Origin of the sequence: Microbispora triticiradicis, assembly GCF_005864065.1 — a bacterium.
Lineage (GTDB): Bacteria > Actinomycetota > Actinomycetes > Streptosporangiales > Streptosporangiaceae > Microbispora > Microbispora triticiradicis.
This window is the reverse complement of record NZ_VANP01000001.1, coordinates 18,763-36,881: the sequence shown is the minus strand read 5'-3', so window position 1 is coordinate 36,881 and position 18,119 is coordinate 18,763. Positions and strand designations below refer to the sequence as shown.

The window sequence follows — 18,119 nt, the reverse complement described above, 5'->3', positions numbered from 1 at the left end:
TTGACACATTTTGGGCTGTTGTGTCACGTACGTTCTGTGAGTCGGTTCTCCCAGGCCCATGCGGCGATCTCGACGCGGTTGCGCACCCCGAGCTTGGCCTGGATGCCCGACACATGGGTCTTGACCGTGCTGAGCGAGATGAACAGCTCCGCGGCGATCTCCTGGTTGGTACGGCCCCGCGCGACGGCCTGGACGACCTCGATCTCCCGGTTCGAGAGGGGATGTTCCGGACGGGTGGCCGGGTCGGTGGTCCAGTGGGTGGTCAGGTGGCGCAGCAGCCGCAGCGTGACCGAGGGGGAGACGAGGGCGTCCCCGGCCTCCGCGGCCCGCACGGCCTCCACCAGCAGGGCGGGGCCGCAGTCCTTCAGCACGAAGCCCACCGCGCCCGCCCGCAGCGCGCCGTACACGTACTCGTCCAGGTCGAAGGTGGTGACCACGACCACCTTGAGCGGCTCGGGGACTCCCGGGCCGGCCAGGAGACGGGTGACCTCGATGCCGTCGAGCCGGGGCATCCGCACGTCGACCAGGCACACGTCCGGCCGCAGCCGCCGGGCCAGTTCGACGGCCTCGGCGCCGTCGGCCGCCTCGGCGACCACCTCGATGTCGGGCTGGTCCTCCAGGATGAGCCGCAGGCCGCCGCGTACCATCGCCTGGTCGTCGGCCACCAGGACTCTGATCGTCGTCACGCGTCGCGCCGGGACTCTTGGCGGGGGCTGGGCAGGGCGGTCGGCAGGGTGGCGGGCGGTGGGGCGGGCAGGGTGGCGAGCACCGACCAGCCGGATCCGGGGCGTGGCCCGGCCCGCAACGTGCCGCCGAGCGCCTCGACCCGCTCACGCATCCCGAGCAGGCCGTACCCCCCACGAGATCCCCCGCGTGATCCCGCCTGCGACCCCGGCGGCGCGTCGTCGGCGACCTCCACGACGACGACGTCCCGGTCCCGCTCCACGCTGACCGTGACTTCGCGGGCCCGCGGCGCGTGGCGCGCGATGTTGGTCAGCGACTCCTGCACCACCCGGTAGACCGTCGAGGCCACCTCGGGCGGCCACATCGCCGTCTCCTCCTCGCGCGGCAGCCGCAGGCGCACCGGGCGGCCCCCGGCCTCGAACCGCCCGACCAGGTCGCCGAGGCGGCCGGGCTCGGCGACTCCCGGGCCCGCGTCGGGGCCGCCCGCCTCACCCTCGGCGACGCGCAGCAGGCCGACGACGCGACGCATCGCGGCCAGCGCGTCGGACCCGGCCGCCTCGATCTGGCCCAGGGCGTCGCCCGCCTTCTCCGGGCTCCGCCGCGCGACGAGCCGGGCGGCCTGCGCCTGCACCACGATGCCGGTGACGTGGTGGGCGACGACGTCGTGCAGCTCCCGGGCCAGCGCCAGCCGTTCGGCCTGGCGCACCGCCTCCGCGACGGCCCGCCTGCGGGCGTCGAGCAGTCGCGGGCTCAGCCCGGCCACGACGGCGGCGGCCCAGGCCGCGACGTTCATCGCGGTGACCGACGGCACCCCGGCGGCGGACGTGTGCGCGGTCAGCAGGCTGCCGACGGCCACGGCCAGCCCGCCGGCCGCCACGCCGCAGGCCGTACGGACCGGCAGTCTCCTGACCGCCGCGGCGACCAGCACGGCCAGACCGAGGGCCATCCCGGGACCCGGTTCGGCGGGCAGGTCGGCGAACCTGGCGGCCAGGACGGCGGTCGCCGCCACGGCCAGGCCCGCCACCGCCGCCCATGCTCGGTCGCGCCGCCGGAACAATGCGATGGCACAGACCGCGGCCCCGGCGGCGCAGTCGAACCGCCAGTAGCCCCCGCCCCAGCTGTCGGCGATGAGGGAGGCCCAGAAGGCCAGGACCACGGCGAACACGGCGCCCAGCCCGGCGTCGGCCGCCCATCTCCGCACACGGCCCCCGGCTACAGCGCCCTCAGTAAACACAGGGCCGAGGTTACGAGCGCCCTCAGTAAACACAGGGCCGAGGCTACGAGATGGGCGGGCCGCGCAGAACCAGCCGAAAGTATGGTCCCGCGCCGCCCGATTCCCGCTTGCGGCCGATGCCGGAGGCGTACGGGTCCGCGCAGGATGCGGCTTTCATGGAAGCTCTCACGGAACCTCCCGCGGCCCACAGAACGCGACGTGAGCGCATCACCGCGCTCGACGTGGTGCGCGGCTTCGCGCTGTGCGGAATCCTGCTCGCCAACGTCAAACCCATCGCCCACACCGGAGACGTCCTGCGGGCGGCCGCCCCCACGACCCCCGACGACGCCTGGATGGGCCTGCTCGTCGAGCAGCGCTTCTTCCCGATCTTCTCGCTGCTGTTCGGCGTCGGGTTCTCGCTGCTGCTGGAGTCGGCCGCCGCCCGGGCCGCCCGCCCGAGGGTGATCCTGCTGCGCCGGCTCCTCGTGCTGCTCGCGGCCGGGCTGGCGCACTTCCTCCTGCTCTGGCCCGGCGACATCCTGAGCACGTACGCCGTCATCGGCCTGCTGGTGCTGCTGCCCTCGACCTGGCTGCCGCGCCGGGTGGTCGCCGGGCTCGCCCCCGTGCTCGTCGCGGTGGCGCTGTTCCTCGGCGGGGAGAGGTTCACCCTGGTCGCCGGATTGTTCCTGCTGGGATCCGCGCTGACCAGATACGGCGTGACGGCCCGGATCGAGCGGTCCACCCGGGTGCCGGCGCTGCTCGGACCGGCCTTCGCGGCCGCGGCGGCGCCCGCCCTGTGGTGGTCGGCCGGTCAGGAGGTCGACGACCCCGGATTCGGGCGGGCGCTCGCCCTCTCCGGGCTGCTGCTCGCGGGGGTCTACGTCTGTGCCCTGCTCGTGCTGCTGCGGACACCGCTCCGGCCGGCGCTGACGGCCGTCTTCGCGCCGCTCGGCCGGATGGCGCTGACCAACTACCTGACCGCGACCGTCCTCGTCCTGCTGGCCGCCCGCCTCTGCGGGTGCTCACCGGAGGCCTGGTCCTCGGCGAGAGTGGCACTGACCTCGGCCGTCATCCTCGCCGTCCAGTGGCTGTGGTCCGTTCTCTGGCTGCGCACGCACCGGTACGGCCCGCTGGAGTGGCTGTGGCGGTGGGCCACCTGGGGCCACCGGCCGTGAACGGGGCCGCAGAGAGGTCAGGAACGGGGCGGCGCGGTGCTCTCCCGTACGACGAGGGTGGTGGCGAGTTCGACGCGGTGCTGTTCGAGCGGCTCGCCGTCGGCGAGGTGGAGGACCATCCGCGCGGCGGTGGCCCCCATCTGCACGAGCGGCTGCCGTACGGTCGTCATGGGCGGCCCGGCCCACTGGGTGAACGACAGGTCGTCGAACCCGATCACGCTGAGGTCCTCCGGAACGCGCAGCCCGGCCCGTCTGGCGGCCTCGTACACGCCGAGGGCCTGCAGGTCGTTGGCGCAGAAGACGGCGGTCGGCGGGTCGGGCAGGCGCAGCAGTTCGGCGCCGTCGCGTAACCCGCCCTCCACATAGAGAGTGCTGATCCGCAGGAGGGCGGGGTCCACGTACACGCCCGCCGCGTCCATCGCGGCCCGGAAACCGTCGAGCCGGGCCCGGCAGCACGGCCACTGGGTGGGCCCGCTCAGCATGGCGATGCGGTGATGGCCCAGGTCGAGCAGGTGCCGGGTGGCGGCCATCCCGCCGCTCCAGTTGGTGGCCCCGACGGACGGCGTCTGGTGCAGCGGCTCCCCGGTCGGATCCAGCACGACCAGGGGGATCGAACGGGTGGCGAGCTGGGACTGCTGCTGCACGGTGAGCTCGGAGAAGACCGCCACGACCCCGGTGGGACGGCGGGCGAGCACCTGTTCGGTCCAGGCCCTGCCGGGGGTGAGCCTGCCCTGCATCTCGGTCAGCACCACGGCGAGCCCACGCTCCCGCGCGACCTGCTCGACGCCCTGGATGATCTCCAGCGCCCACAGGCTCTCCAGGGCGTGGAAGACCAGTTCCAGGATCGCGGCGGGCTCGCTGTCGCGCCGCCGGTAGCCGTGCTCCCGGAGCACCGCCTCCACGCGCTGCCGGGTGGCCAGGGCGACCCCGGCCTGCCCGTTGAGCACCCTCGACACGGTCGGCGGAGACACACCCGCCAGATTGGCGATCTCGGCCAGAGTCGGCCGGTGCCGGGGAAGCTCCCCGCCGGGGGCCCGGTCGGTCGCGGTCACCGCCCCAGTATGCAGGACAGGCGATCAGGACTCACCCGCGGCTCTCCTCGCGCACGAGAGGCCGCGTACCGTCAGGTTTTGGGGGTGAATGTCGTGTTCGTGGATCGTCGTGACGCCGGGCTCCTCCTCGGCGAGCGCTTGCGTGACCTCCGTGAGGCAAAGGATGGCGTGGGAGACGTGGTCGTCGTCGGGCTGCCCCGAGGTGGGGTGCCCGTGGCGTTCCAGGTCGCCCGGGCCCTCGGCGCTCCCCTGGACGTGATCCTCGTGCGCAAGCTGGGCGTGCCGTACCAGCCGGAACTGGGGTTCGGCGCCATCGGCGAGGGCGGGGTGCGGGTGGTCAACCCCGACGTCGTACGGCTCGCCCGGCTCACCGACGACGAGATGGCGGCCGTGGAACGCCGTGAGCGGGCCGAGCTGGAGCGCCGTGCCCGCCGGTTCCGCGGCGCCCGCGAGCCCGTCGACCTGGCCGGCCGTACGGTGATCGTGGTGGACGACGGGATCGCGACGGGAGGGACGGCCCGCGCCGCCTGCCAGGTCGCCCGTGCGCACGGCGCGTCCACGGTGGTGCTCGCGGTGCCCGTGGGCGCGCCGGAGACGATCGCGAGCCTGCGCGGGGACGCCGACGAGATCGTCTGCCTGGACACCCCGGACCACTTCTACGCCATCGGCGCCTGGTACGAGGACTTCACCCAGACGAGCGACGAGGACGTCATGGAGTGCCTCCACCGGGCTTAGTACCTCACGGGCTCTGCGGGCACCACTCCAGGTAGTGCTCTATCCGGACGTCGGGGCCCGGGTAGAAGCACAGCGTCTCCCGTTCCTCGTCCAGCCAGCGCACGAGGTAGGGCGGCGAGCCGTCGGTGTGGTAGAGCGCCAGCACGATCCCGACGCGACCCACCCTGCCCCGTTGGATGCTCTCGACGACCAGTCGGTCGCCGACCGCCGCCTTCATCCTGATCACAGTCCTCTCATCGCAATCCTGCCGGTGTGGCGACCTCGGTCGTGATCGGCGTCCAGCGGTGCGACAGGCGCCTGGTGAGAGAGGCCATCGTGGTGTATTCCAGGTCTTCCAGCGGCAGCCGGTGCGGCTCGAAGGGGCCGTGGCGGCGCAGGTAGTCCATCACCTCGGTCGCCTGCCGGCGCGCGCCGTCGAAAGCCGGGTCGTCGAACATGTCGCGCGGGCCGACCAGCCTGCCGTCCTTGATCTGGAAGCCCAGCGCGACCACCCGGGGCGGGCCGTCGAAGCGGGACGGGTGCGCCTGCCCGACGGGCACCGGCATGATCGGAGCGTGGTGCGAGCCGCGCATGCAGCCCGCCACCGAGTACGCGAAGGCGAACGGCTCCAGCGCCTCGCCGACGGCCGGCAGGCCCGACTGGCAGCGTACGATCATGACCGGATCGTCCTTGCCGACGTACCTCCCGGCGATCAGCGACAGCCGCTGGGTGCTGGTCGCCGCCGCGGTCGTGCCCAGCGTCTTGGACCGTACGCCGTGGACCACGTAGCGGGCCGGGGCGCCGATGTACATGAGCATGTCGTACAGCTCGGCCGGGCAGTCGAAGACGATGCGGCGGTCCTCGCACAGGTCGTACACCTCGAACGCGAACCCGGCGTGCATCTTCTCGTCGATCACCAGGCCGGCGGTGTTGGACGGGTCGGCGAACATCTTGTAGAGCGGCAGGTTCCACGCGCCCGGCTCGGTCTTGTCCGCGAGGAAGCACAGCACGGGTTCTGACGGCCGCTCCTCGAACTCCATCTCCGCGTAGCCCGGGCCCATGCCGCGCAGGTTGCCGGAGAAGGCGTCCGACAGCAGGTCCTGCCCGGCGCCGTACAGGCCGAGATCCTTGGCGATGTGGGTGGTCGCCTGGAAGGTGTCCCAGGCGAAGGAGTGGATCAGCCCCGCCTCAGGGCCGTACGTGTGGGTCATGATGAGCGAGATGTCGTCGCCGCAGCTTTCGACGTGGCCGTCGACGAGCAGCCCGGATGACTTGGCCCGCTCGATCTCCCGCCTGGCCTCGGCGGTCAATCGGGGGTGCACGGCGGAGTGGCCGACGAAGCCTCCGGTGTCGGCCTTGATGACGCTCAGCGTAATCATGGTCATCACCTCCAAATACATCCTTCTCTGTATTTTCGGGAATAAAAAGAGCACTAGGTCACAAATAGGGCGGGGCTTCTGTACGGCGGGTAGGAGTGGGCTGAGGACAGGGCCCTGGGCGGGCGCGGGGGGAGTGCCGGCCATGAAGATCAGAGATGTGATGTCCACGCCCGTGGTGGTCGTCCCGCCGGTCACCCCGGTGCGGGACGTCGCGCGGCACATGGACTACTCGGGCGTCGGATGCGTCGTCGTCTCGGAGGGGCAGGGCGTCACGGGCGTCGTGACCGACCGCGACCTCACCCTTCGCGTACTCGCCCGCGGGGAGGACGCGGACACGCCCGTCGGCCGGGTGATGTCGGAGCGTCCCGTCGTGGTGCGGCCCGGCGACGAGGTGGAGGTGGCGTTCGACACCTTCCGCCACCACTCCTTCCGCAGGCTGCCCGTGGCGGACGAGGAGGAGGGGGTGGTCGGCATGCTGACCATCGACGACCTGCTCCTCCAGATGCACCAGCTCACCGCCGACCTGCTCACGCCCGTGGTCAAGGAGATCAGCGAGCCGCAGCGGCAGAGCGACTAGATGCGGCGCCGGTACGGCGTGATCACGGGGTGGGCGCAGGCGTGGCCTCCGGCCGAGGAGTGGCGGGCGATCATCCGGCGGGTGCGGGAGGAGGCGTCCCGGGAGCGCCTGTCTCTGCTGGCCGCGGGCATCGCCTTCTGGGGAACGTTGTCAGTCTTCCCGAGCCTGATGGTCGTGGTGGCGGTCTACGGGCTGGTTGCCGACCCCCGGCAGGTGGCCGGGCAACTGGCGTCGTTCACCCGCCCGCTGCCCCCGGACGTCGGCCGCCTGCTCGTCTCCCAGCTCACCCACGCGGTGCGCGCCGGGCGCCAGGGTCTCGGCGCGCCCCTGGCGCTCAGCCTCGTCGCGCTGCTGTGGGCGTCGTCCCGTGCCGTCCAGGCGCTGGTCCGGGCCGTCGACGCGCTTTACAGCGGCCGGCGGGAGCGCGGCTTCCTCCGTACCCGGCTGACGGCCCTGCTGCTCACGGTCGCGGCCATCGCCGGGACGTCCGTCCTGCTGGCGCTCGTGGCCGCGTTCCCGGTGGTGCTGGGGCACCTGGGGCTCGGCGCGGCCGCCCGCGCCGCCGTCTCGGCCGGGCGCTGGTTGATGCTCGTCCTGCTCTTCGGTGCGGGGCTGGCGCTGCTCTACCGGTATGTCCCCGGCGCCCGGCTGGAACCCGGACGGCGCCCTGGGTGGCACACGGTCGGCTGGGGAGTGGGACTCGCCGTACCGGCCCTGTTGCTGGTCTCGGTGGGCCTGTCGGTCTTCGTCAGCGGCTTCGGCCGCTTCGACCAGACGTACGGCGCTCTGGGGGCGGTGGTCGTGCTCATGCTCTGGCTGTACCTCTCCTCGCTGGTCGTGCTGTTCGGCGCGGAGATCAACGGCGCGATCGAACGTCATGCGCGAGAGGCGAGCCCCATGCGTGAACCGGACCGCCCCTCGAATGACCGTTCCTGACGCGTCGGGATGGTGGTGCACTGCACGGCATTTGTCGCGATAAATCGTAGATTGTTTGGGCAGTAGGGGAGGCGTGCCCGACACCGGTCGTTCCCCAGGCAACGGCATCTCCAGCGTCTTCCCCTCACTCCCTGGTCAGGGTGAAGGGACACTGGAGTCGGCCGACTCTCCGACGTCTCCTGACCGGCCGTCCCCCGAGCGGCCGGTGCCCGAGCCGGCTGCCGACACCGGTGGCGTGGGCGGCGGCGTGGGCGGCGGCGAAACGGGCCGGGACACGCGCGCCGGCACAAGCGTCGGCACGGACGGCGGTACGGGTGGGGGCGCGGGCGATGGCACGGGCGATGGCACGGGTGACGGAGTCGCGGTGACGCCCCTCGACCGGCCGTTCGGCATGCCGGGGCGCCCTCTGCGGAGCAACCCGTTCATGTTCGGCCTGACCGGGGCCCTCGGCGTGCTCACCGCGTGGCTGCTGGTCCAGACGATCGCCAGCGCGGGTTCGGCGCTCGTGCTGATCGTGGTGTCGTTGTTCCTCGCCATCGGCCTCAACCCCGCGGTCGAGGCACTCCAGCGCCGCAACCTGTCCCGCCGCGTCGCGATCACGATCGTGTTCGGATCGGTGATCGCGTTCTTCGTCGCCTTCGGTCTCGCGGTCGTGCCGCCGCTGACCGAGCAGACGTCCGGGTTCTTCGGCCACCTGCCGGAATACGTGCAGCAACTGCAGAACCACCCGCTGATCCGCTCGGTGGACGAGCGTTATCAGGTTCTGGACAAGCTCCAGCAGTACGTGACCGGCGACAAGCTGGCCACCCAGATGTTCGGCGGCCTCCTCGGCGTGGCGAGCGTGCTGATCAGTGCGCTGTTCAGCGGGTTCACCGTGCTCGTGCTGACGCTCTACTTCCTCGGGTCCCTCAACTCCATCAAGGAGACGGCCTACCGGTTCGTGCCGCGCTCGCGCCGTACGCGGGTCCGGCTGCTCGGCGACGAGATCATCAACCAGATCGGCGGCTACGTCGCCGGAAACCTGATCATCTCGTTGATCGCCGGAGTGGTGACCTTCCTGTTCCTGTCCATGATGAAGGTGCCGTACGCGCTGGCGCTGGCCATCTTCGTCGCGGTCACCGACCTGATCCCGCTGGCCGGCGCGGTCATCGGCGCCGTGGTGGCCTCCGGGGTGGGCTTCCTCGTGTCGGTCCAGGTGGGCATCGCCTGCGCCGTGTTCTTCATCGTCTACCAGCAGGTGGAGAACTACTGGATCTCGCCGAAGGTCTTCAAGTCGTCGGTCGACGTACCGCCCGTGGCGACCATCCTCGGGGCGCTGCTCGGCGGCGCCCTGCTCGGCATCGTCGGAGCGCTGCTCGGGATCCCCCTGGCGGCCGCCCTGCTCCTGATCGCCCGCGAGGTCGTGCTGCCCCGCCAGGATCGGCTGTAGCGAGTCTTATCCGATTGTCTCCGTTCATATCTGTTCCGAACGGCGCACGCGCTCCGGGTGATGAGAACGTACGCTTTCGGCATGGGCACTCTCGGCGGTTTTCACCGGTGTCTGCGCGTCGGCGTCTCGTGTAGCGGCGTTTGTGCGTCGGCGTTTGTGCGCCGGGGTCTGTGAAAGGCGCGACGGCCGGGCGCTCGAACGGCCCGTTGCCGTAGCACCATAGCCACCTTCCGACATCGCCTTGAGGCGGGTGAAGCCTGGCCGCTGTAGTCCGGGAGTGACGTCCGTACGGGCCTCGACGATCGGAGGGACGTGTATCCGCAGGAGAGAGCGCCGGCCATGCGGGTTCCCTTTCGGATCGCGGCCCTGTGGATACGTGTCGTGCTGCTTGTCATCCTCCTCTGGGGCGCTTTTCTGACGGTTCTGAGCATTTTCCCGCGCGAGAGCACGGTCGCCGAGTTCCAGACGGCGCTGCGCGCGGATCAGGTCACGTACGTGATCTTCTTCAAGGGCGATCCGGTGCGGTTACGGTGGTCCACCGGCCCTTGGTTGTGGTACGACGTCGATCGGGTCACGGACGCGGCCCGCGTCCGCCGTGAGCTCGTGCGCGAGTCCGAGGCCGCCGATCAGCACCCGTTGGTCATCTGGCGCTGGACCAGCAATCAGAACAACCCGCGCTATCCGACATGGCCCTTCCAGGTGCCCTTCCCCGGCGCGCCCTGGATCGTCGGCGGCGCGTGGCTAGCCACTCTCCTCACCATGCTCGGCGCGGGTCAGCCCCGCTGGGGCAACAGATGGGCCTGGTTCTGGCTCTTCTGGGTGGGTGAGGTGGGCGCGATCCTGTTCCTTCTCCTGGAGCCACGGTCCCTCTGGTACGGGCTGGAGCCGCAGAAACCGATCCTCAGCCCGATGCGTGGGGGCCACGGCTGCGTGCTGTCCATCTGCCTCAGCCTCGTGGGCGCCGGCCTCGCCGCCACCGGGATCTCCAGAGCGATCCAAGCCCTGGCCGATCTTCTGGCCACCATCCCCTGAGTCCTCGACCGGAGATCATGTCCGGCCGGCCTCCGAGGCGTCGCCCAAGCCGGCTGCCGGCTCCGCAGGCTCTTCTCCCGCACTCCCGGCCACGGTGGTCGCGGTAGTGCCCTGCTGTTCCCCGTTCAAGGCCTTCTGCGGCGGTTGTTTTCTGTTCAAACGGTGCAACACGGCAGATGTCGCATATGCAGCTAGTCGGAACATCGCCTGTAGCTCCAACAAATCCCGGTGCCGGGGTGTTCGTGGTCGGTTGGCGTGGAAGAATTAAGACAGGATTTCGAATTTCTCGGGGAGGTGCGATGGATCTGTTCGACGATGATCCTGAGCGCCCCCAGCGTTCTAATGCCAGCGGTGACATCGGCGATGACTGGTGGGAGCAGCTCACCGCCGGCTCGCCCCTTTGGTCGTCCGAGGGCGCACTTGCCCGTGAATACGTGCCTATCGTCGATCCCGATGCAAGAGAGCACGTGAGCTGGCACGGCATCCCGGCGACTTTTCCCTTTGTTCGAGCATTTACGACTCGTGCCGGTATCGCTGCCGTTGACGACTTCAGCGTTGACGACTCCAGCGCTGACGAAACCGTGAATGGCTCCGCCCCTGATGGCGCTCCTGACCATGCCGACATCCCCGGCCCTGGGGTCGGTTCCGCTGCTCCTGTCCATCACGCAGGAGATGCCGACAGCAGCGCCCCTGGCCCTGCCGGTGCCGGTGCTGATGCCCTGAGCGCCGATGCCGCGCGCACGGATGCCGCGCGCATGGATGCCGCGCGCATGGATGCCGCGCGCATGGATGCCGCGCGCATGGATGCCACGGACGCCGATGCCACGGACGCCGATGCCACGGACGCCGATGCCCCGGGCACCGATGCCACGCGCACCGATGGCGGTGCCGCCGACGGTGCTTTTCCTGACGGTGATCCTCCTGGTTGTGCTTCTCCCGATGCGGCTTGTCAGGATGGCGCCGGGGGTGGTGCCTACAGCGGCGCTTCCGGCGGCGCTTCCGGCGGTGCTTTCGCTGGTGCTTCTGGTGGTGAGTCCGGTGGTGCGTCTGGCGGTGCCGAGGGCGCCGGCCGGAACGATGCGGGCCCGGACCGGGATGCTTCTGGTGGCGGTGGGTCGTCGTCGTGGGTGGCGGTGGCGGCGGTTGGTGAGGCGGCCCGGGCGGTGGCGTTGGTGCCGGTGCCTGAGTCGGCGGAGGTGTGCCTGGCCGAGGCGGAGGAGTTGCTGGCGGCACGGGACCGCATCACCTCGGCGCTGGCCGCCCGGGTGGGCCGGGTGCATCGGGCCGGGGAGGCGAAGAACCACGGGCATGCCTCCACCCGGTTGTGGCTGCGCAGCGTCGGGGGGATGACGATCCCGGGTGCGGGCCGGTTGGTGACGATGGGCATGGAGTTGGGTCGTCTGTCGCGGGTGCGTGAGCGGTTCGCCGAGGGCAGCCTGGCGGAGGGGATCGTGGAGGCGATCTGCACGGCCACCGTGGGGTTGACCGATGAGCAGGCGATCACCGCCGAGGGGATTTTGCTGGAGTTGGCAGGTTCGGCGGGGGCGGCGGAGGTGGCCAAGGCGGGGCGGTATCTGCGGGCGGTGCTGGACCCCGACGGCCACGAAAGCGACGAGCAGGCCGACTTCGACCGCCGGTTCTTCCGGGTCCGCCGGCGCAGGAACGGCGGGCTGGAGGGAGAGTTCTACCTCCCGGTCGAGGCGGCCGCGCGGTTGCAGCACCTGCTGGACGTCTACGCCAAGCCCAAGGCCGAGGGTGACGACCGGACGCTGAGTGTGCGGAACGCGGATGCGTTCATCGCGTTCTTGGAGAACAAGATCGCGACCGAGCTTCTGGTGCTGGTCACCGCCGAATCCCTCCCCGACGACCCCCCAGCCGACAACCCCGGAGCCGACAACCCCTCAGCTGACCACCCCACCACCGACTCGGTAGACAACGACCCAGGCCCTGGTCCCGACCCTGGTCCCGCCCCTTCGGACACCGGCCCCTCAAACTCAGACCTCTCAGACCCAGACCCGAGCGATGACCCAGGCCCCGAGCCTGACGCCTGGACCGCTGAGGACTTCGACATCGACTCCTGCGCGACCTGCGCCGACGCCACCGACGCCGACGCAACGGACGCCGACGCAACGGACGCCGACGCAACGGACGCCGACGCAGCGGACGCCGACGCAGCGGACGCCGACGCAGCGGACGCCGACAGCGAGCGCTCCGCCGCCGACCCCGATGAGCAGTGGAGTGATTGCCCGGCCCGTGACTGCCCGGCGGAGGGCTACCGGCACGCCTCCTGGACAGGCGAGGCGCAGCATGGAATGCCGAGGGCGGCTTGCAACGGCGCGCAGGAGGCAGAGGCCGATGCCCCACCGTGGGCGGAAGGCAGCGCCCGGCTGGGAGGCAACGCCTGGCCGGGGGCGGGCTCAGACGCGCCGCCCGGGCCGGGAGGCCGGGCGTTGGCCGAAGGCAGCGCCCGGCTGGGGGGTAGCGCCTGGCTGGGAGGAGACGCCCGGGTGGGACGCGAGGCCTGGTCGGGAGGCAGCGCCCGGCGGGGAGGTGGCGTCTGGGCGGGGGTGGGGGTGAAGAGTCCGCCGCCGGGGGTGTGGTTGCGGGGGTTGCCGGGGCTGATCCTGGCGACCGGGCATCTGCTGCCTGTTGCCGGCGTGCATCGGCTGGCCCGTACCAGCACTTTGGTGCGGATCCTGATGGACGCCGGTGGGCAGGTGCTGGACATGGGCCGCAAGGTCCGTCTGGCGACCCCGGCGCAGCGGCGGGCGGTCTTCGCCCGGTATGCGACCTGCTGGGTGGACGGCTGCCCGCTGCCCGCGACGATGTGCCAGATCGACCACGCCGAGGACTGGTGCAGCGGCGGGCTGACCGATCTCAAGCTGCTGGGGCCGGCGTGCCAGTTCCACAACCGCGACCGCTACCGCCACCCGGCCCGCTATACCCGCCGCAAGATCGGCGACGACCGCTGGGCCTTCACCTACCGCAACCCCCGCACCACCCGACTGCGGGTGTAGCCGATGGGGGAGAGGCGAAACCGGTGCCGGGCGAAGACACTCGGCGCCGCCCTGCCCATGCGCCAGGGCCGGGACGGCGAACTGTCGTCGCCCCGGCCCTGGTCGGGCGCTGTGCGGGTCCTGTGACGGCGCCGATTCAGCGGGCCTCGACCGTGAAGGTGGTGGTGAGCACCTGGCCGGTCGCGTCGCGGAACTGCCCCCACAGGCGGTAGAGGCCGGGGCGGGGGAACTCGGCGTGCAGGCCGAGCTCGGGCCCGAAGGTCTGCCCCGGCAGGGCGAAGACCGGGCGGCCCTGGTCGTCCTCGGCCTCGGCGTGCTCGTGCGCGAAGCCGCTGCCGTCGAGCGGCATGACCACGATGTGCCCGGCGGCGGCCAGGTAGGGGCGCAGGCCGGAGACGGGCCTGCCGGTGGCGGCGTCGGCGAAGCGGAACGTGAAGTCGCTTCGACCGCCGACCTCGGCGTCGCCGGTCAGGGTGACCCGCAGGCCACCGACGACCTGCTCGCGAGGGGACGGCGACGAGGTCCGTACGGCCGGGGCGGTCTCCGGGTCGCCGATCGTGACCTCGTGATGGTTGAGGACGTCGGCCATCTCGCCCTGCCGCCGGAACTCGGCGTTGACGAGATAGCGTCCGGCGGTCGGGAAGGTCGCCCGGACGGTGAACTCGCCGGCCCGGCCGGTGGGCTCGGGGTGGACGTGGGCGAAGGTGCCCAGGTCGGCCCGGGTGACGACGAAGTGGATCCACGCCTCGTGGCTGCGTACGAGGTCGTCGATGGGGCGGCCGGTCGCGGGGTCCGTGACACGTATGCGCACGGTGGTGGGGACGCCGGGGACGACGTCACGGGGAACCTGGACGTCCATCCGGACGCCGGCGTCCTCCGCCGGCACGGGTTCGGTCTCGGCCGTCATCATCACGCTCATGGTGGGGCGCATCGGCATGCCGGTGTCCTGCACCCAGGCGAGCACGCCGTTCATCCCGCGCTGCGCCGCCTCCGTACGGCTGAGGGCGGTGAACCCGGCGCCCACGGCGACGGCGAGGGCGGCGATGCCCAGAAGGTAGCTCCAGTCGGCGAGCCGCGAACTCCACGACCGGGACATGCCGGGTCGGAACCGGCGCAGGCGCAGGGCGTTGGTGACCACGCTGACCGAGCTCATCGCCATCGCGGCGGCGGCGAGGGAGGGATCGAGGAGCGCGCCGTTGAAGGGATACAGCACTCCGGCGGCGACCGGGATCAGCAGCACGTTGTAGGCGAACGCCCAGGTCAGACCTTGCTTGATGGTGGACACGGTGCGGCGCGACAGGTCGATGGCCGAGACGATCCCGCGAAGGTCGCCGCCGACGAGGGTGATGTCGGAGGCGGCGATGGCGACGTCGGTGCCGGTGCCGATCGCGATGCCGAGGTCGGCCGTCGCGAGCGCCGGGGCGTCGTTGATCCCGTCGCCGACCATCGCGACGACCGCGCCGCTCTCGCGCAGGGCGGCCACGCGGGCGGCCTTGTCCTCGGGCCGTACGTCGGCGATGACGTGGTCGATCCCGACCTGCCGGGCGACGACGTCGGCAGTGACCCGGTTGTCGCCGGTCAGCATCCACACGTCCAGTCCGAGCGCGCGCAGCCGTCCGACGGCCTCACGGGACTCGGGCCGGACCGCGTCGGCGACTCCGATCACCCCGGCGAGGCGGCCGTCGAGCGCGACGTACACGGGAGTGGCGCCCTCGGCAGCCGCCTGGGCGGCCACCGGCTCCAGCGCGCCGGTCGGCACGCCGTGACGGCGCATCAGCGCGAGGTTGCCGGCGAGCACGTTCCGGCCGCCCACGAGGGCCTCCACACCGTGGCCGGGCACGGCCTCGAAACGCTCCGCCTGCGGCAGGCTGAGCCCGCCCTCCCGGGCTCGGGAGACGATCGCCTCGCCGAGGGGGTGCTCGGACCCCGTCTCCGCCGCGGCGACGTACGTCAGAAGCTCGCCTGTGTCGAACCCGGGCGCGGGGGTCAGGTGGGTCACGCCGGGACGGCCCCGGGTGATCGTGCCGGTCTTGTCGAGGACGACCGTGGTGAGGCGGCGGGCCTGTTCGAGCGCGTCGCCGCCGGAGATCAGGATGCCCAGCTCGGCGGCCTTGCCGGTGCCCACCATGATCGCTGTGGGGGTCGCCAAACCGAGCGCGCACGGGCAGGCGATGATGAGCACGGCGATGGCCGTGCCGATGCCGAACGCGAGCCGGCCCTGGTCGGGTCCGAAGAGCGCCCAGACGCCGAAGGTGAGCACGGCGACGCCGATCACGGCCGGCACGAACCAGCCGGACACGGTGTCGGCGAGACGCTGCAGGGGCGCCTTGGACCCCTGCGCCTCCTCCACCAGCCGGACGATCTGGGCCAGCGTCGTGTCCTGCCCCACGGCGGTGGCCCGCATCACCACCGAGCCGGTCCGGTTGACGGTGGACCCGATCAGCGGGTCGCCCTCGCCCCTGCGCACCGGCATGCTCTCGCCGGTGATCATGCTCTCGTCCACGGTGGTGGAGCCTGCGGTGACCACGCCGTCGACGGCGATCTTCTCGCCGGGACGCACCCGGATCAGGTCGCCGACGGCGACCTCCTCGACCGGCACCTCGACCTCGGCCTCTCCGCGCAGGACGCGGGCCGTCTTCGGGCGCAGCCCGAGCAGTTCCCTGATGGCGGAGGTGGTCCGCTTCCTGGCTCTCGCCTCCAACCACCGGCCCATGAGGACGAGCGCGATGACCACGACGGAGATCTCGAAGTACACGTGCAGGGGTAGCCCGGCCCGCTCCGCCGCGGCTGGCCAGAGGGTGACGAACGCGCTGTAGCCGTACGCCACGGTCGTGCCCATGGCGACGAGCGTGTGCATGTTGACCGCGCCGTGCCGGCCCGCCGCCCAGGCGGCGCGGTAGAAGGGGCGGCCCGCCCAGAACTGCACGACCGTCGCGACGACCAGCAGCAGCGGCATCAGCCAGTCCATCGCGTCGACGGGCAGCGGCACGTACATCAGCACCATCATCGACAGGCCGACGGCGAGGGTGACCTGCCAGGTGCGCTTCAGCCGGGTGACCTCCCGGTCCGCGTCCGGTTCGTCCTCCGGCTCCGGCCGGACCGGCTCCTGGTCCTCGCGCACGGGGGTGGCCGTGTATCCGGCCCGGCCCACCGACTCCGTGAGCATCTCGACCGTGACGCGCGCCGGGTCGAAGGCGACCGCGGCGACCTCGGTGGCGAGGTTCACCTCGGCCGTCGTCACGCCGTCAACGCGAGTGAGAGCCTTTTCCACCCTGCGTACGCAGGACGCGCATGTCATCCCGCCGATCTCCAGCGCGCGGGAGACCGTGACGCTCGTCGCGGTCGTCATCGCTCCCCACCTCCCATTAGTAAGTCCGAGTGAGTCCCAGTGAGTCCGGGTGAACGACTCGTACGCTTCCGCGCGGCGCTTTCCCGCCGCTGCCCCCGTCCTGTCCGCGCACGGCAGCGGGGGCGACAGGGGACGGACAGCGGCGTACGGGAGGGTGCGAAGCGTCCGGGCCGCACTCGGCGGCCGGGGACCCGAAGGAGCGAACGATGAACCAGCTTGTGCTGTCCGTCCCCACCATCAGCTGCGGGCACTGCGTGAAGGCGATCGCGGAGTCTGTCGGCGAGGTGCCCGGCGTCGGCTCGGTGGCCGTCGACTTCACCGCGAAGACCGTGCTGGTGACGGGCGCCGCCGACCCGGCCGCCGTCCGCGAGGCCATCGCCGACGCCGGCTACGAGGTGGCGGGTCACGAGGTGGCGGGATGAGCGCCCGCCCGGACTACGACACGCTGATCGTCGGCGGCGGGCAGGCCGGGCTGGCGCTGGGCTATCACCTGCGCCGCGCCGGTCTGCGGTTCGCCATCCTCGACGCGAACAAGCGGGTGGGCGACGCCTGGCGGCACCGATGGGACTCGCTCACACTGTTCACCCCGCGCCGGTACGACGCGCTGCCGGGCCTGCCGTTCCCGGGTGACCCGGACGGCCATCCCGGCAAGGACGAGGTCGCCGCCTACCTGGAGGAGTACGTGCGGCGCTTCGCCCTCCCGGTCCGTCTGGAGCACCAGGTGACCACCGTACGGCCGTACGGGGAAGCGCGCGGGGAAGCGCACAGTGAGGGGTTCCGGGTCGAGACCACGGCCGGGTCCTGCACGGCCGCCCGGGTGGTGGTCGCGGCGGGCGCGTTCCACACGCCGCGGACGCCGGCCTTCGCCTCCGGCCTGGCCCCGGAGGTGGTCCAGCTGCACAGCAGCGCCTACCGCCGCCCGGGGCAGCTCCCCATGGGGGAGATCCTGGTCGTCGGGGCGGGCAACACCGGCGTGCAGATCGCCGAGGAGCTGGCCGGCAGCGGGCGGCGGGTCCGGCTGTCCGCGCCGTCGCCGGGCCTGGCGTTGCCCCAGCGGGTGCTCGGCCGGGACCTGTTCTGGTGGTTCTCCCGGCTCGGGTTCATGAACGTCCGCGCCGGCAGCCGGCTCGGGCGACGCCTCAGAGGCCGGCCGGACATGATCATCGGTACGGACGTGAAGCGGCTGATGCGCCGGGTGGAACGGGTGGAGCGCGTCGTGGGCGCCGAAGGGCCGGAGGTGATCCTCGCGGGCGGAAGACGCCTTCGTCCCGGTGCGGTCGTCTGGGCCACCGGGTTCCGCCCGCACTATCCCTGGCTGCACGTGCCGGTGCTGGACGAGCGCGGCGCCCCGGTGCACCAGGAGGGCGTCACCGAATGGCCCGGGCTGTACTTCCTCGGGCTGCCCTGGCAGAGCGCCCGCGGCTCGTCCGTCCTCGGCTGGATCGGCCGCGACGCCGCCGCCCTGGCCGGCCACCTGACCACGTCGGCCAGTCAACCCGGCAAATCACTCATTGCCCCGTAATATTGGGCATTCCTCGCCGTACGGGGATGCAAGAGGAGCG

The 18,119-nt window shown here is 71.7% G+C and carries 17 protein-coding genes; 11 read left to right on the top strand and 6 right to left on the bottom strand.

Translation table 11 applies throughout. The annotated features are described in order from the left end of the window. Positions 1-23 precede the first annotated feature (23 nt). Both FED44_RS00145 and FED44_RS00140 read right to left on the bottom strand, forming a co-directional pair. Positions 24-647 carry a response regulator gene (locus FED44_RS00145; protein ID WP_138459873.1) on the bottom strand — a complete coding sequence of 208 codons (624 nt, stop codon included), beginning with the start codon at positions 645-647 and terminating at the stop codon, positions 24-26. A gap of 35 nt (positions 648-682) precedes the next feature. Continuing rightward, positions 683-1,885: a sensor histidine kinase gene (locus FED44_RS00140; RefSeq protein ID WP_208758772.1), complete on the bottom strand. Its 1,203-nt coding sequence runs from the start codon at positions 1,883-1,885 to the stop codon at positions 683-685. 188 nt (positions 1,886-2,073) lie between these two features. On the opposite strand from FED44_RS00140, the gene FED44_RS00135 reads away from it, so the two are divergent. Then, a complete protein-coding gene (locus tag FED44_RS00135) occupies positions 2,074-3,072 on the top strand; it encodes a DUF418 domain-containing protein (RefSeq protein ID WP_138459347.1) in 999 nt (332 codons plus the stop codon). A 17-nt stretch (positions 3,073-3,089) separates the two neighbouring features. Here the strand turns inward: FED44_RS00135 and FED44_RS00130 are convergent, their stop codons facing one another. Next, positions 3,090-4,124 carry a LacI family DNA-binding transcriptional regulator gene (locus FED44_RS00130; RefSeq protein WP_111697321.1) on the bottom strand — a complete coding sequence of 345 codons (1,035 nt, stop codon included), beginning with the start codon at positions 4,122-4,124 and terminating at the stop codon, positions 3,090-3,092. Between the two features lie 168 nt (positions 4,125-4,292). On the opposite strand from FED44_RS00130, the gene FED44_RS00125 reads away from it, so the two are divergent. Continuing rightward, positions 4,293-4,859, top strand: a complete 567-nt coding sequence (locus FED44_RS00125) for a phosphoribosyltransferase (RefSeq protein ID WP_244301634.1) — start codon at positions 4,293-4,295, stop codon at positions 4,857-4,859. Between the two features lie 4 nt (positions 4,860-4,863). Here the strand turns inward: FED44_RS00125 and FED44_RS00120 are convergent, their stop codons facing one another. Together FED44_RS00120 and fbp are read right to left on the bottom strand one after the other, a co-directional pair. Further along, the gene (locus tag FED44_RS00120; RefSeq protein ID WP_111697319.1) at positions 4,864-5,076 is read right to left on the bottom strand and encodes a DUF1918 domain-containing protein; all 213 of its coding nucleotides are present in this window, start codon (positions 5,074-5,076) and stop codon (positions 4,864-4,866) included. Between the two features lie 16 nt (positions 5,077-5,092). After that, entirely contained in the window at positions 5,093-6,217 is a 1,125-nt protein-coding gene (fbp, locus tag FED44_RS00115) for a fructose-1,6-bisphosphate aldolase/phosphatase (protein WP_138459346.1), read from the bottom strand. A gap of 142 nt (positions 6,218-6,359) precedes the next feature. On the opposite strand from fbp, the gene FED44_RS00110 reads away from it, so the two are divergent. From FED44_RS00110 to FED44_RS37930, 7 genes are all read left to right on the top strand, one after another. Next, positions 6,360-6,794 carry a CBS domain-containing protein gene (locus FED44_RS00110; protein ID WP_111697379.1) on the top strand — a complete coding sequence of 145 codons (435 nt, stop codon included), beginning with the start codon at positions 6,360-6,362 and terminating at the stop codon, positions 6,792-6,794. Further along, positions 6,795-7,730, top strand: a complete 936-nt coding sequence (locus FED44_RS00105; protein ID WP_138459345.1) for a YihY/virulence factor BrkB family protein — start codon at positions 6,795-6,797, stop codon at positions 7,728-7,730. Between the two features lie 364 nt (positions 7,731-8,094). Then, positions 8,095-9,159: an AI-2E family transporter gene (locus FED44_RS00100; protein WP_244301633.1), complete on the top strand. Its 1,065-nt coding sequence runs from the start codon at positions 8,095-8,097 to the stop codon at positions 9,157-9,159. A gap of 381 nt (positions 9,160-9,540) precedes the next feature. Next, on the top strand, positions 9,541-10,191 hold the full coding sequence (locus tag FED44_RS00095) for a hypothetical protein (RefSeq protein ID WP_138459344.1): 651 nt from the start codon (positions 9,541-9,543) through the stop codon (positions 10,189-10,191). 585 nt (positions 10,192-10,776) lie between these two features. Next, on the top strand, positions 10,777-10,914 hold the full coding sequence (locus tag FED44_RS35510) for a hypothetical protein (RefSeq protein ID WP_167521343.1): 138 nt from the start codon (positions 10,777-10,779) through the stop codon (positions 10,912-10,914). A 449-nt stretch (positions 10,915-11,363) separates the two neighbouring features. Next, complete coding sequence (locus FED44_RS00090; protein ID WP_208758771.1) at positions 11,364-13,208, top strand: HNH endonuclease signature motif containing protein; 1,845 nt, start codon at positions 11,364-11,366, stop codon at positions 13,206-13,208. A 3-nt stretch (positions 13,209-13,211) separates the two neighbouring features. Next, positions 13,212-13,334, top strand: coding sequence for a hypothetical protein (locus FED44_RS37930; protein WP_262367334.1), 123 nt, complete (start codon positions 13,212-13,214; stop codon positions 13,332-13,334). Positions 13,335-13,344: 10 nt separating this feature from the next. Here the strand turns inward: FED44_RS37930 and FED44_RS00085 are convergent, their stop codons facing one another. Beyond that, complete coding sequence (locus FED44_RS00085) at positions 13,345-16,557, bottom strand: heavy metal translocating P-type ATPase (protein ID WP_138459342.1); 3,213 nt, start codon at positions 16,555-16,557, stop codon at positions 13,345-13,347. Between the two features lie 206 nt (positions 16,558-16,763). Here FED44_RS00085 and FED44_RS00080 point away from each other — a divergent pair, with 206 nt between their 5' ends. Further along, entirely contained in the window at positions 16,764-16,979 is a 216-nt protein-coding gene (locus FED44_RS00080) for a heavy-metal-associated domain-containing protein (protein ID WP_138459341.1), read from the top strand. Next, positions 16,976-18,079 carry a flavin-containing monooxygenase gene (locus FED44_RS00075; RefSeq protein WP_138459340.1) on the top strand — a complete coding sequence of 368 codons (1,104 nt, stop codon included), beginning with the start codon at positions 16,976-16,978 and terminating at the stop codon, positions 18,077-18,079. The genes FED44_RS00080 and FED44_RS00075 overlap by 4 nt, the downstream gene beginning before the upstream one ends. Positions 18,080-18,119 lie beyond the last annotated feature (40 nt).